The sequence below is a fragment of the Phyllobacterium sp. CL33Tsu genome (genome assembly GCF_900113985.1).
GTDB classification, from domain to species: Bacteria; Pseudomonadota; Alphaproteobacteria; order Rhizobiales; family Rhizobiaceae; genus Phyllobacterium; species Phyllobacterium pellucidum.
The window spans coordinates 11714-26057 of record NZ_FORJ01000008.1 but is presented as its reverse complement, the minus strand read 5'-3'; the positions used below and the strand labels follow the sequence as shown (position 1 = coordinate 26057).

Below are 14344 nucleotides of genomic sequence, written 5' to 3'. Positions count from 1 at the left end.
ATCAGAGATCCTTTCTGAGGCGGGGGTCAAGAAGATCGCGGAAGCCGTCGCCGACCATCTGCAGCGACAGAACGGCGAGCACGATCGCGATACCGGGGAAGAGGGTCATCCAGTCGGCCTTGCCGATATATTGGCGACCTGATGCAATCATCGTCCCCCAGGTGGGTACTTCCGGGCTGACACCAAGGCCGAGGAATGAAAGTCCGGCTTCGGCCAGCATGGCGCTGGCGAAGAGGAATGTGCCCTGCACGAGAATGGGAGAAAGAAGATTGCGCAATACGTGCCGGGTCATGATGTGGCGTGTGGAAATCCCGAGCGATGTCGCCGCTTCCACATAGGGGAGTTCACGAATGACGAGTGTCGAGGCCCGCACGATACGGGCAAGGCGCGGCGCATAGACGATACTGAGCGCCACGATCACGGTCGTGAGCGATGGCCCAAGCGCAGCAACGAGCGCGATGGCGAGGAGAATATCCGGGAACGCCATCATCGCATCGATGAGACGCGTGATCGGCGCGTCGAGCTTCTGGAAGAAGCCGGCGAGCAGGCCGAGCGTGACGCCGATAAGCGAGGCAAGGACGACCACTGCGAAACCGACAAGAAGCGAGAGGCGCGCCGAGTAGATCGTGCGCGAGAAGACGTCGCGGCCGAACTCGTCGGTTCCGAAGAGGAACTTCATGTCCGGCGGCTTCAACCGGTTGACGATCGAAAGCTTGCTTGGCGAGAACGGCGTGATCAGCGGTGCAAAAACGGCAAGCAGCACGAAGATGGCCAGCACGATCATGCCGAACAGCACAGTCTTGCGGCGGATCAGGACACGGAAGAATTTGGAGCGCTCGCTGACGGGCGCGGTGGACACGATTTCGGTCATCAGTAGCGCACCCTTGGATCAACGACGAGATAGAGCATGTCGATGGCGAAATTGATGAGAACGTAGAGCGCCGCGATAATCAGCAATGCGCCCTGGATCACCGGGTAATCGCGGCGCAGCACCGCCGAAACGACAAGGCTGCCGACGCCCGGAAGTCCGAACACGGTTTCGGTCACGACCGCGCCGGAAATCAGCACCGCGGCGGTAAGGCCGAGAACGGTAAGGATCGGAATGAGTGCATTCTTGAAAGCGTGTTCCAGGACGACGCTCGCCTCGCCGACGCCCTTGGCTCGAGCGGTTCGAATGTAATCGTCGCCGAGCACGTCAAGCATCGAGGCGCGGGTGAAGCGCATGATCAGCGCGGAAGATACGATGCCGAGCGCGAAGGCCGGGAGGACCAGATAAGACAGGCGTTCGCCAAGCGAGGTTCCCGGGCCGCCATAACCGGAGACCGGGAACAGTCCGAAGCGCACGGCAAAAACCTGCATAAGAATGAGGCCGAGCCAGAAACTCGGAATACTGGCGGCGAGCATGGCAAGGGCCGTTGCCGCCTGGTCGAACAGCGAGCCCCGCCGATAGGCGGCGTAGACGCCGATCGGAATGGCAATCACGCTGGCGATCAGCAGGGAGAAGATGGTGAGGAAAAATGTAGGCTCGGCCCGTTGCGCGAGCGCCTGCAATACCGGTTGGTTGAGAAAGATCGACTGGCCGAGATCGCCTTTGAGAAGGTTGCCGATGAAAAACACATATTGCACCGGTATCGACTGGTCGAGCCCGAGGCGCTGGCGCAGCTCGGCGATATCGGCGGCGGTCGCTTCAGGCCCGAGCATGACGGCGGCGGGATCGCCCGGCGTGACGCGGACGATGACGAAGACAATCGTCACCACCAGGAACATCACGACAATCATGCCGATAAAGCGTTGAATAATGTAACGGAGCATCTGTGGCCAATCGATCCCAAATTGACGAGGACTGGGCAGCCGGGCGCAGTTGGCACGTCGCCTACCGCACCCGGCAAAGCACTACTGCTTGAGCGATACGTTCCAGAAATATGGCCACGGTGCAGGCGTGAAACCTTCGAGCTTCGGTGACTTCGCCGAAAGCGCATTGAAATCGCCGATCTTGATGATCGGTACTTCGGCATAGATCACCTTCTGCACCTCGGCCCATAGGGCGATGCGCTTTTGCGGATCGACCTCGGAGTTGAACGCATCGACGGCGGCCTTGCGCGCCGGCGTGTCCCAATTGCCCGGTGCGCTCGTCGACATGGCACCGATCAGCGCCGGTTCGGGCAGGAACGGACTGTGGCTGATATAGATATCCCAGAGCTTGGGATCGGCACGGCGCTGCGTAAGCGTCGCCCAATCGACGACCTGAAGATCGACGGTGAATCCGGCAGCCTTCAGATATTCCGCCGCAACCTGCGCCATCTTGTAATGGAATTCATACTGGCGGCTGGTGAGAATGCGCAGCGGCTCGCCATTGTAGCCGGCCTTCTTCAACTCCTCGGCAGCCTTCTCCGGATCGGCGACACTATAGGCGCCTTCCGTTCCGGCGTCGGTTTTCCAGCTGTAGCCATCAGGATACATGGACGGATTGAGCGCATAGAAGTCGGTGCTGCCGAAGGCGGCAGCCAACATGTCTTCTTCGCTGAGCGCATCACGGACAGCGAGGCGCAGATCCCGATTCTTGGTGATGCCCTGACTTGTGTTCATCACGAAGACCGGCCAGCCAAAAGGCTTGAGGAGGACCGCCTCGGTCGTTTTCTGGCCTTTCAGCTGTTCGTAGGATTCGACCGGCAGGCTGTCGACATAGTCGAACTGACCCGAGAGAGCGCCCTGCACGCGGGTGTTCGCGTCCGGTACGGGAACGAAGCGGATTTCATCAAGATATTGATGACGCGCGCCGCCATAGCCGTTCTCGTTGCCTTCGGGTGACTTGTAGCCGTCAAAGCGGGTTAGCTGGATATACTGGTCGGGCTTGCGCTCTTTCAGCATATAGGGTCCGGTGCCAACCGGTTCGGTCATCGGGTTCTGCTGCTTTTCGCTGGGAAGGATAATCGCAGCTGCGTTGTTGAACGCGAGCAGCGACACCAGCGGCGCGTAAGGCGTATTCAGCGTGATCTTGACCGTGGCGGGATCAAGAGCTTCGATCGAGGTGATCATTGAGGCAGTCTGCTTGCCGCGCGAGGCAATCTGCGTCCAGCGCTGCAGAGATGCGACGACGTCGGCCGAATCCATATCCGTCCCATCGTGGAATTTCACGCCCGTGCGCAGCTTGATCGTATAGACCTTGCCGTCAGCCGAAACTTCCGGAAGGCTCGCGGCAAGAAGCGGCGTGACGTTCCAGGCCTTGTCGAATGTATAGAGCGTTTCAAAAATGTGCTGCGAGACGATGCCGACAAGATCGGCCGTCGAGGCCATGGCATCGAGCGTTGGTGGTTCGCCGATGGTGGCAACATTGATAACGCCGCCCTTGGACTGGGCGAAAGCCGACGGGCTTAGAGCAACAAGTGCCGAACCTAGAAGGAGCGCAAGCTTCAATGACTTCATGACAGTTCCCTTCGTATTCCACTATAATGGATTATAATGCTTTATAGTAGAATAAGACCAAATGTGTAGAAGGCTGTCAATTCAAAAAAGGAAAAAGCAGCGCCCGGGCGCTGCTCGGTAATTCTCAAGAGTGGAAATCGACTAGACGATGCCGCCGCTTCCCGCGACGCTTGCGGGACGCTTGTCGCTTACGAATTGCCGATAGCCGCTATGGCGATAGGCGGCGATCGGATCGATGGCCCCACCCGCGCGCCGGCGCGCTTCCGCGAGAATTGGCTCCACATCGGTGCGATAGGCGCGCTTCAGCGTATCGGACGCCATGAGCGCATCGTTGTCGTCCTGATAGCCGGCAAGAGCTTCCCGATCGACGAGCAAGGCCTGGGCATAGGCACGGCGGATCTCGTTGGCGCTCGATATCAGGCTTTCGATCGGATCGGTCACATTGTGCGACTGGTCGATCATGTGCGCAGGATGGAAATCCGTCACGCCGCGATGATCGGCATCGACCAACTCGTTGAAGACGAGAAAGAGGCGGTATGGATCGATGGACCCGGCATCCAGATCGTCATCGCCATATTTGGAATCGTTGAAATGGAAGCCGCCGAGCTTCTTGAACTGGATGAGACGAGAAACGATCATCTCGATATTGGTGTTGGGCGCATGATGGCCGAGATCGACGAGGCAGAACGCCTTCGGTCCGAGCGTCTGTGCGATCAGGTAGTTGGTGCCCCAATCCTGCACGACCGTGGAATAGAAGGCGGGCTCGTACATTTTGTGCTCGGAGAAGATGCGCCAGTCATCGGGCAGCGCCTTGTAGACCTCCTGCATGGCAGCGAGATAGCGCTCGAAAGATTGCGCGAAATTGGTCTGGCCCGGGAAATTCGATCCGTCGCCGATCCAGACCGTGAGTGCCTTGGAACCGATTGCCTTGCCGATCTCGATGCACTCGATGTTGTGCTCGACGGCCTGCGCGCGGGTGGCGGCGTCGACATGGCTGAGCGAGCCGTACTTGTAGGAATTCGTCTGTCCCGGTGCATCCGAAAACGTGTTCGAGTTCATTGCGTCGAAGCCGAGACCGAGTGCGTCAGCATGCGCCTTGAGTTCCGCAGGATCAGCCTTGTCCCAGGGAATATGCAGCGACACGGTCGGGGTTGCGCGTGTCAGTTGCTGAATGACGGCGCAATCGTCGAGCTTGTCGAAAATGCCCCTCGGCTCACCGTTGCCGGGAAAGCGCGCAAAGCGGGTTCCGCCGGTTCCGACACCCCATGAGGGCACCGCAACGAAAAATCGCGCTACCTCTTTCGTGACTGCGCCGATGTCGATGTTGCGCCGCGCCAGATGAGCGCCAAGCGCCTCGTAGTCGCTCTCGTGGGCGGCAAGCAGCCGGTCGTTCTCGGATGCGACCAGGTCGCCGGATATTTTCTGTTCAGCCATCATGTCCTCCCGAGACAATCCTAACGCGTGAAGCTCTGGGCGTTGCCGGCATCGACGTTGATGATATTGCCCGTCGATTTGGCTGCCGCGTCCGAGGCAAGGAAGTATACGGCCTCCGCAATATCCTCCGGCAGCACGTTGAGCTTCAACAGCGAGCGCTTGCGATAGTGCTCTTCGAGTTCGTCCACCTGAAGGTTCGAGGAAGCCGCACGCTGCTCGCGCCATTCCCCGTTCCAGATTTTCGAGCCACGCAGCACGGCATCGGGATTGACGGTATTGACCCGGATTCCTGCCTCCGCGCCTTCAAGCGCCAGGCAGCGCGCAAGGTGTATCTCGGCGGCTTTCGCGGCGCAGTAGGCACTGGCGTTCGGCGAAGCCGCAAGACCGTTCTTCGAGGCAACGAACACGACATTGCCGCCGAGCTTCTGCCGCCGGAACAGCCTGAAAGCTTCGCGCGAGACCAGGAAATAACCCGTCGCCAGAATGTCGATGTTGCGGTTCCACATCGAAAGTTCGGTCGTCTCAATCGGAGCCGAGGAGGCTATGCCGGCATTCGAGACCAGGATATCGACACCACCGAATTCCACGGCCGCTTCCGCATAGCTGGCGATGACACCGGCCTCGTCAGTCACATTCAAGGGAACGCTGCGCACGGCATCAGATGAATAGCGCTTGGCAAAATCGTCATGGGCGAGCTTCAACGCCTCCTGATCGATATCCGCGAGCATCACGCAGGCGCCCTCCCCGAGCAGGCGTTCCGCCGTCGCACGTCCGATGCCGCCGGCGCCTCCGGTAACGAAGGCGACGCGACCGGCGAGTGATTTCGGCTTGGGCATCCGCTGCAGCTTTGCTTCCTCGAGCAGCCAGTATTCGATGTCGAAGGCCTCCTGTTCGGAAAGCCCTTGGTACTCGGACACAGAGGATGCGCCTCGCATCACGTTGATCGCATTGACATAGAATTCGCCGGCGATGCGCGCTGTCGCCTTGTCCTTGGCAAAGGACAGCATGCCGACGCCGGGAATAAGGAATATCACCGGATTGGGATCGCGCATGGCGGGCGAGTTTGCATGTTTGCACGCGTTGTAATAGCGCGCATAGTCGGTGCGGTAGTCTTCGAGCGCCTGGTCAAGCGAAGCAACGACAGCATCCGCATCCGGATTGGCGGGATCGAACTGGAGCACCAGCGGACGGATTTTCGTGCGCAAAAAATGGTCCGGGCAACTTGTTCCAAGCGCCGCAAGCGGGCGCAAATCGTGCGAATTGACGAATTCGAGAACAGCGGGCTGGTCGTCGAAGTGGCCGAGCTTGCGCTCCGAAACCCCGATCTTACCGCGTATCTCCGGCATCAGGCGCGCGGCAATCGCGCGCCGGATTGGCTTATCGAGGCTCGCGACGGCTTCACCGCCGAAAGCCTCGCGTCCGCCCGACTTTGCGTCAAGCCAGACGATTGCCTTGTTGATGATATCGAGCGTGAGTTCGTAGCATTCTTTTGCATCTTTGGCCCAGGTGAAAAGCCCGTGGCTTTCGAGCACGACTCCCTTGGAATTGGGGTGGGCGGCAACATAGGCACCGAGATCGAGACCGAGCTGGAACCCGGGACGGCGCCAGGGCAGCCAGCCGATCTCGTCGCCGAACACTTCCTGCGTCAGTTCGCGCGAATTTTTCGAGGCGGCAATGGCGATGATCGCATCGGGATGCATGTGGTCGACGTGCTTGAATGGCACAAAACCATGCAAGGGGGTGTCGATCGATGCGGCGCGGCTGTTCAGGTTGAATGTGCAGTGTGGTAGGAACCCCACCATGCGGTCTTCATCCTCGACGCCCCTGTAGATCGACTTCAGCGATTCCAGCTTGTCCATATACAGCGTCGCGAAGCCATCGAGCTTGATGGTGCCGACATCCCCGCCCGAACCTTTGACCCACAGGACTTCAACGGTCGCGCCCGTCAGCGGATCGGTTTCGCTGACTTTAGCCGAGGTATTGCCACCGCCGTAATTGGTAATGCGCTTGTCGGCGCCGAGCAGATTGGAGCGATAGAGCAATTTGCCAGGCTCATCGAGCCCGGCTGCTTTTGCATCGTCCCAGCGGTTTTCCAGAAGTTGGACCCTGTCTGCCATATTCGCCTCCCGATAGGTCAATTGCCGGTCTGGCGCGATTTGCCAGCGCCGCGATTTCCTTTAGCTATGGAGCACAACCGGTTTTATTGTCAATCACAAACAATCAAATCCAATCATATTAGCATCATTGTGCAGTGCAATATGAAATTATTTGATTGAAGTTGATTGACACTGATCACAACTTTGCGCAATAAATCTTGGCAGGAGGAGACGACGAATGCACGAGCGTGAGCGCCACCGCATCATCTTGAGCGCTGTTCAGGAAAAGCCGGTCATCACCATTCAGGACATCGCCGATCTGACGGAAGCGTCAGAGGCAACGATCCGCCGTGACATCGCTTCGCTTCACGTCAAGGGCAAGCTGCGCCGTGTGCGTGGCGGCGCCGAAGCCGTCCATCCGCCGCAACTAACGCCGCTCGCAGGCAGGCACTTCCATGTTTCAGAATCCGAAAACGCGGACAAGAAACGCGCCATTGCCAGGGAGGCGGTGGCGCTGTGCGAGGAAGGGGACGCCATCATCATCAATGGTGGCACCACTACTTTCCAGATGGTGCATTTCCTCGCGTCGCGACGGCTGCAGGTCATGACCAATTCTTTTGCCATTGCCGAACATCTGGTGAAGAACTCCAAAAGTTCGGTGATCGTGCCGGGCGGCGCCATCTACCGCGAGCAGAGCATCATCCTGTCGCCTTTCGACAATGACGTGACCCGCAACTTCTACGGAAAGCGCATGTTCATGGGGGCGCAGGGCGTTGGTCCGTTCGGCGTCATGGAATCCGATGCGCTTATCATCCAGGGCGAGCAGAAGCTGATCAACCAGGCCGACGATCTGGTGCTGCTGGTCGATTCGACGAAGTTTGCGCGCCGTTCCAGCCTGATTCTGTGTCCGTTGCAACGGGTGGCGACCATCATCACCGATGACGGCATTACCGATGCTGACCGGAAAATGGTGGAGGATGCTGGCATTCAGTTGATCGTCGCCAAGGTCAATCAGGACAAGTCACGAAATTCCGCTTCGGTCGCTTGAAGGCGTAGCGGTCACTATCCAACGCATGGTTCAAACTCTGGGAGGACAGACAATGAAACTATTGAAGAAACTCATACTGGGATCGGCATTCGCCGTTGCCATGCTCGCAACGCAGGCGCAGGCCGCCGATACGGTAAAGATCGGGCTGGTCGTCAAATCGCTGGGCAACGGCTTCTTCGAAGCTGCCAACAAGGGCGCGCAGGAAGCTGCCAAGGAACTTGGAGGCGTCGAGGTCATCTATACCGGCCCGACCTCGACCACGGCGGAAGGCCAGATCGAGGTGATCAATGCGTTGATCGCGCAGAACGTAAACGCCATCGCTGTGTCGGCCAACGATCCCGATGCGCTCGTTCCGGCATTGAAGAAGGCCATGGCCCGCGGCATCAAGGTTATTTCCTGGGACTCGGCTGTCGGCAAGGACGGCCGCATCATGCACCTCAATCCGTCATCCAATGAACTCATTGGCAAGATGTGCCTGCAGCTCGCCGCCAACCATCTGAAGGACGGCAAGGGTGATTTCGCCATTCTCTCGGCAACCACCACCTCGACCAACCAGAACACCTGGATTGCCGAGATGAAAAAGCAGTTGCCGAACTTCCCGGGCCTCAACCTCGTCACTACGGTCTATGGCGATGACCTTTCCGACAAGAGCTACCGCGAAGCACAGGGCATCCTCACCTCGCAGCCGAACGTGAAGGTCATCGTCGCGCCGACGACGGTCGGTGTCCTTGCGGCCTCGCAGGCCGTCGCTGATGCCAAGAAGATCGGCGATGTCTATGTCACAGGCCTCGGCCTGCCTTCGGAAATGGCCGGCGCGATCAAGTCGGGCGTTACCAAGGAATTCGCCATCTGGAACCCGATCGATCTTGGCTACTCAGCCACGCAAATCGCTTATCGCCTCGTCAAGGGCGAGACGGACGGCGCGCCCGGCAGCGAAATCGATGCCGGCCGCATGGGCAAGATCAAGGTGGGCGAGAACGGCGAAGCCGCCATGGCCGATCCATTCGTCTACAACGCAACGAACATCGACCAGTTCTCGAAAATCTTCTGATTTTCGACACTGCCCCCGCCCGGCAGCACGTCTGCCGGGCATTCCTTCACTCTCGGAATGCTCGATGAACCAGATTGCCATGTCAGATCAACGCTTGGAGACGCCGCTTCTCGAAATGCGCGGAATTTCCAAGTCGTTTCCCGGCGTCAAGGCACTCAACGACGTCAACATTGCCCTATATGCGGGGAAGGTGACGGCGCTGATCGGCGAGAATGGTGCGGGCAAGTCGACTCTGGTGAAAATTCTGACCGGGATTTACCAGTCTGATGAAGGCGAGATCCGCGTCGATGGCGATGCCGTCAGCTTCACCAATGCGCAGGACGCCATCGATTTCGGCGTTACGGCGATCCATCAGGAGACGGTGCTCTTCGACGAATTGTCGGTGGCCGAAAACATCTTTCTCGGCCACGCGCCGAAGACCAGGCTCGGTTTCGTCAACTGGAAAGCCGTCAATGCGCGGGCTCTTGCGCTGTTGCATTCGCTTGAAAGCAATATCGATCCACGCACCCGCCTGAAGAATCTTTCGATCGCACAGCGCCATCTCGTGGCGATTGCGCGGGCACTCTCCGTCGACGCTCGCATCGTCATCATGGACGAGCCGACGGCGGCACTATCGCGCAAGGAGGTCGATGATCTGTTTCAGATCGTTCGGCGGCTGAAGGGACAGGGCAAGGCGATTCTTTTCATCAGCCACAAGTTCGACGAAGTTTATGAAATCGCCGACAACTATGCGGTGTTCCGCGACGGCAAGGCTGTCGGCAGCGGCGTGCTTGCCGGCACCGGGCAGGACGAGATCGTGCGGCTGATGGTTGGCCGTTCCATCGAGCATGCCTTCCCCAAGGTCGAGATTCCGCTCGGTGAAGCGGTGCTGTCCGTCGAGAACTACACGCATCCGACGGAATTTCGCGATATCACCTTCACGCTGAGGAAAGGCGAGATTTTCGGCATCTATGGCCTGGTGGGTGCCGGTCGTTCGGAGATCTGCCAATCCCTTTTTGGCGTGACCAGGCCGTCTGGCGGCAAACTGCGGCTTCATGGCGAAGAGATCACGATCGGCTCTCCCGGCGAGGCGATCAAGGCTGGCATCGTCTACGTTCCGGAAGAGCGCGGCCGTCACGGCGCGGTTTTGGAACTGCCGATCTACCAGAACATATCGCTGCCTTCGCTGACGCGCACGTCGCGCTCGGGCTTTTTGCGGGCGGCCGCGGAGTTCGCGCTTGCCAGGAAATATGCCGAACGGTTCGATCTTCGCGCCGCGGCGCTTTCTGTTCCTGTCGGAACGCTCTCGGGCGGCAACCAGCAGAAGGTCGTCATCGGCAAATGGCTGGCGACACAGCCGAAGATCCTCATCCTTGATGAGCCGACCAAGGGTATCGACATCGGGTCGAAGGCGGCCGTTCACGCATTCATCAGCGAGCTCGCCGGCGAAGGCCTCAGCATCATCATGGTTTCCTCTGAGCTGCCGGAAATCCTCGGCATGTCCGACCGTGTGCTCGTCATGCGCGAAGGGCTTTCGGCGGGCATCTACGAGCGAAACCACCTCAATGCCGAGACGCTGGTTCGAGCCGCAACCGGGAATGCGTGAAATGATCAGACAGTTGTTCAAATATCGCGAAATGCTGCTGGTGGTGGTCATCGCCATTCTCGTCGCAACATTTTCCACGCGCTCACCCGGCTTTGCCCGCCCTGCCAATCTTGCGAACATCTTTAACGATACGTCGATCCTGATTATTCTCGCGCTCGGCCAGATGACGGTGATCCTGACGAAGTCTATCGACCTTTCCGTCGCCGCCAACGTGGCATTTACCGGCATGGCGGTGGGGATGTTGAATGCGGCTCATCCCGATTTGCCGCTCGCCGCCATCGTGCTTGTGGCTCTCGGCATAGGCGCTGTCCTTGGTGCAATCAACGGTCTGTTCGTCTGGAAGCTGGGCATCCCGTCGATCGTCGTCACGCTCGGAACCCTGACGATTTATCGCGGCATGGCGTTCGTTCTTTCCGGGGGCGCCTGGGTTAACGCTCACCAGATGACCGAGCCCTTCTTGCAGACGCCGCGGCAGCTCTTTCTCGGCTTGCCGCTTCTCGGTTGGACGGCAATCGTTATCGTCGGTATCATGTATCTCATCATGTCGCGCACGTTCCTCGGACGCGCTATCTATGCTTCCGGTGGTAACCCCACGGCAGCAGTCTATGCAGGCATCGATGTCGGGCGGACGCGGTTCTATGCTTTCGTGATCTCCGGCACGCTTGCCGGGCTCTGCGCCTATCTTTGGGTATCGCGCTATGCGGTGGCCTATGTCGATATCGCTGCCGGTTTCGAACTCGATACCGTCGCAGCTTGCGTCATCGGCGGAATCTCGACCCTTGGCGGAATCGGAACCGTAGCGGGCGCGGTGCTCGGAGCTCTGTTTCTCGGTGTCATCAAGAATGCGCTGCCGGTTATCGACATATCGCCCTTCGCCCAGATGGCGATTTCGGGTTCGGTGATTATTGCCGCCGTCATATTCAACGCGCGCCAGGAACGCCGCCGGGGCCGCATCATCCTGCGCGATCGCGGTGCATCAGAAGAGATAGGGGTGGCAGCATGAGCGCGGTTTCCGAAAGACGACAGATTCCCGATCGCCTCGGCACATCCACGACGCGGCTGTTCGCGAGTTGGGAAGCGCTCCTATTCATGGTGGCGGTACTGATCTTCATCGCCAACGCCTTCGGCTCGCCCTACTTCCTCAACGCATGGAATCTATCGGACGCGACGTTCAACTTCACCGAAAAGGCCATGGTCGCCTTTGCCATGGCGCTGCTGATCATTTCCGGCGAGATCGACCTTTCGGTGGCCGCAATTATCGCCCTCGCCTCTACCGCCATGGGCGCGGCGGCGCAGGCAGGCATCGGCACCCCCGGACTCGTCCTCATCGGCATTGGCGTCGGCCTCGGCTGCGGCCTCATCAACGGTATTCTCGTGGCAGGACTGCGCTTGCCATCCATTGTCGTGACCATTGGCACGATGAGCCTGTTTCGCGGCATCGCCTACATCGTGCTTGGTGATCAGGCCTATGGCGGCTACCCACCTTCCTTCGCCTATTTCGGCCAGGGCTATGTGTTCTGGGTCATTTCCTTCGAGTTTTTTCTTTTTGGCGTGCTTGCCGTGATTTTCGCAGTCGTCCTGCACGCGACCAATTTCGGTCGCCGCATCTATGCGATCGGCAACAACGATTTCGCGGCGCGTTTCTCCGGCATCCATGTCGAGCGCATCAAATTCACCCTGTTCCTTTTGACGGGTCTCATGGCGGGAATTGCTTCCGTTTGCCTGACCTCGCGTCTTGGATCGACACGCCCCTCGATCGCGCAAGGCTGGGAACTCGAGATCGTCACCATGGTCGTTCTTGGCGGCGTCTCGATCCTAGGCGGCTCGGGAACGATTGGCGGCGTCGTTATCGCAGCCTTCGTCATGGGGCTCGTGACGTTCGGACTAGGGCTCCTCAATGTGCCCGGCATCGTCATGTCGATCTTCATCGGGTTGCTGCTGATCACAACGATTACCCTGCCGATCATCATCCGCCGGTTGGGACGCAGGAAGCCAGCATGAGCGAGCTTGAAAAATACGCTTTCAAGATGCACCTCAATCCTGGCATGGAAGCCGAGTATCGACGCCGCCACGATGCGATCTGGCCGGAACTCGTCAGTCTTCTCCATGATGCGGGCGTCAGCGACTATTCGATTCATCTAGACCGCGAAACCAACACGCTCTTTGGTGTCTTGACGCGCCCGAGTGATCACGGAATGCAAGGTCTGCCCGATCATCCGGTCATGAAGAAATGGTGGGCGCATATGGCGGACATCATGGCGACCAATGAGGATAACTCGCCGGTGCAGAGCGAACTTGTCTGCCTGTTCCATATGCCATGACGTCGCGCCACAACATAGCCGTCCTCGATATAGGCAAGACCAATGCCAAAGTGGTGGTCGTCGATGCCGCGACCGGAGCCGAGATTGCGGCGCGCAGCGTCGCCAACACCGTCATCCGCGAGGGCCCATATCCGCATTACGATGTAGATATGCTCTGGGATTTTGTTGTGGGCGCACTGGCAAGTTTCGTTAAGGCGCCGGGTGTCGATGCGATTTCCGTTACAGCACACGGGGCGGCGGCGGCGCTGCTCGGCGATGATGCGCTGGCCATGCCGGTGATCGATTACGAATATGAATACCCGGAAAGCGTGCGCTCCGCTTACAGGAAGCTGCGCCCGCCCTTTGCGGAGACCAGTTCCCCGCGTCTCTCCGGAGGATTGAATGTCGGTGCGCAGGTACATTTTCAGAAGACCGAGTTTCCTGAAGCCTTCGCCAAGGTGCGCACGATCCTGACCTATGCTCAATATTGGGTGTGGCGGTTGACGGGAATTGCCGTTAACGAGGTTACCTCGCTCGGCTGTCATACCGATCTGTGGAATCCGCAGGCAAATGCCTATTCGAGCCTCGTCGATACCTTGGGTATTCGAGATCTGATGGCGCCCATTCGCTCGGCCTTTGAGCGGATCGGCAATTTGGCGCCCGCTGTCGCAGGTAAGATCGGCGGCGACAGGGCTATCCCGGTCTATTGCGGCATTCATGATTCCAACGCTTCGCTGCTTCCCCACCTTATGACCCGAAAATCGCCCTTCGCGGTCGTATCGACCGGAACCTGGGTCGTTTCGTTTGCTGTCGGCGGGCAGCTCGAACGCCTTGATCCTGACCGGGACACGCTCGCCAATGTCGATGCCAACGGCCATGCCGTGCCCTCCGCTCGGTTCATGGGCGGGCGCGAATTCGACATTCTCACCGCAGGCGACAAGCGCGAACCCGATGCCGGTACGCTGCGCGATGTTGTGGACAGACGGCTGATGATTTTGCCGGGCGTCGTCAATGGGTCCGGCCCCTTCCCGCAACGTAAAGCCGTTTGGCCGAACGGGGAACCTTCCGGTAGCTGGGAGCGAAATTCCGCAGCATCGCTCTATGCCGCCATGATGACGCATACCTGCCTTGGACTGATCGGCGCTTCGGGGCCGACTGTCGTGGAGGGCCCATTCTCGCGCAACGGCGTTTACCTCTCGGCGCTGCGCTCGCTTACGAGCCGCGAGATCATTGCGCTGCCAGGCTCGACTGGTACCAGCCTCGGGGCTGCGTTGCTCGCTGGCGCCACATGCGATCTTCAACAGTCAAGCGCTATGGTTGAGCCCCTTGGCGAAGAATTCCTGGCCTATGCCGCGGAATGGCGTGAGCGACTGTCCGACAATGAAAAGGCGGGCCATTGAGCCCGCC

The 14344-nt window shown here is 59.1% G+C and carries 12 protein-coding genes; 7 read left to right on the top strand and 5 right to left on the bottom strand.

The features are described from left to right. Position 1: 1 nt before the first annotated feature. The 5 genes from BM074_RS20785 to BM074_RS20765 all read right to left on the bottom strand — a co-directional run bounded on the left by BM074_RS20785 (position 2) and on the right by BM074_RS20765 (position 6974). Positions 2 to 871, bottom strand: a complete 870-nt coding sequence (locus BM074_RS20785) for an ABC transporter permease (protein WP_027233141.1) — start codon at positions 869 to 871, stop codon at positions 2 to 4. Beyond that, complete coding sequence (locus BM074_RS20780; RefSeq protein ID WP_175499087.1) at positions 871 to 1812, bottom strand: ABC transporter permease; 942 nt, start codon at positions 1810 to 1812, stop codon at positions 871 to 873. The genes BM074_RS20785 and BM074_RS20780 overlap by 1 nt, the downstream gene beginning before the upstream one ends. A gap of 81 nt (positions 1813 to 1893) precedes the next feature. After that, positions 1894 to 3423 (bottom strand): ABC transporter substrate-binding protein, encoded by a 1530-nt coding sequence (locus BM074_RS20775; RefSeq protein ID WP_091924980.1) that lies wholly within the window; start codon positions 3421 to 3423, stop codon positions 1894 to 1896. A 141-nt stretch (positions 3424 to 3564) separates the two neighbouring features. Next, positions 3565 to 4857 carry an L-rhamnose catabolism isomerase gene (gene rhaI, locus BM074_RS20770; protein WP_091924977.1) on the bottom strand — a complete coding sequence of 431 codons (1293 nt, stop codon included), beginning with the start codon at positions 4855 to 4857 and terminating at the stop codon, positions 3565 to 3567. A 20-nt stretch (positions 4858 to 4877) separates the two neighbouring features. Continuing rightward, positions 4878 to 6974, bottom strand: coding sequence for a bifunctional rhamnulose-1-phosphate aldolase/short-chain dehydrogenase (locus BM074_RS20765; RefSeq protein ID WP_091924974.1), 2097 nt, complete (start codon positions 6972 to 6974; stop codon positions 4878 to 4880). A 217-nt stretch (positions 6975 to 7191) separates the two neighbouring features. Here BM074_RS20765 and BM074_RS20760 point away from each other — a divergent pair, with 217 nt between their 5' ends. From BM074_RS20760 to BM074_RS20730, 7 genes are all read left to right on the top strand, one after another. Then, positions 7192 to 8001, top strand: coding sequence for a DeoR/GlpR family DNA-binding transcription regulator (locus BM074_RS20760; RefSeq protein WP_027233146.1), 810 nt, complete (start codon positions 7192 to 7194; stop codon positions 7999 to 8001). 52 nt (positions 8002 to 8053) lie between these two features. Then, positions 8054 to 9052, top strand: coding sequence for a rhamnose ABC transporter substrate-binding protein (gene rhaS / locus BM074_RS20755; protein ID WP_091924972.1), 999 nt, complete (start codon positions 8054 to 8056; stop codon positions 9050 to 9052). A 64-nt stretch (positions 9053 to 9116) separates the two neighbouring features. Further along, positions 9117 to 10637 carry a sugar ABC transporter ATP-binding protein gene (locus BM074_RS20750; RefSeq protein ID WP_091924969.1) on the top strand — a complete coding sequence of 507 codons (1521 nt, stop codon included), beginning with the start codon at positions 9117 to 9119 and terminating at the stop codon, positions 10635 to 10637. Beyond that, a complete protein-coding gene (locus BM074_RS20745; protein ID WP_091924966.1) occupies positions 10630 to 11640 on the top strand; it encodes an ABC transporter permease in 1011 nt (336 codons plus the stop codon). Before BM074_RS20750 ends, BM074_RS20745 begins: the two co-directional genes overlap by 8 nt. Beyond that, complete coding sequence (locus tag BM074_RS20740; protein ID WP_091924963.1) at positions 11637 to 12638, top strand: ABC transporter permease; 1002 nt, start codon at positions 11637 to 11639, stop codon at positions 12636 to 12638. The genes BM074_RS20745 and BM074_RS20740 overlap by 4 nt, the downstream gene beginning before the upstream one ends. Then, positions 12635 to 12958, top strand: a complete 324-nt coding sequence (rhaM, locus tag BM074_RS20735) for an L-rhamnose mutarotase (RefSeq protein WP_027233151.1) — start codon at positions 12635 to 12637, stop codon at positions 12956 to 12958. Before BM074_RS20740 ends, rhaM begins: the two co-directional genes overlap by 4 nt. Next, positions 12955 to 14337, top strand: coding sequence for an FGGY-family carbohydrate kinase (locus BM074_RS20730; RefSeq protein ID WP_091924960.1), 1383 nt, complete (start codon positions 12955 to 12957; stop codon positions 14335 to 14337). The genes rhaM and BM074_RS20730 overlap by 4 nt, the downstream gene beginning before the upstream one ends. Positions 14338 to 14344 lie beyond the last annotated feature (7 nt).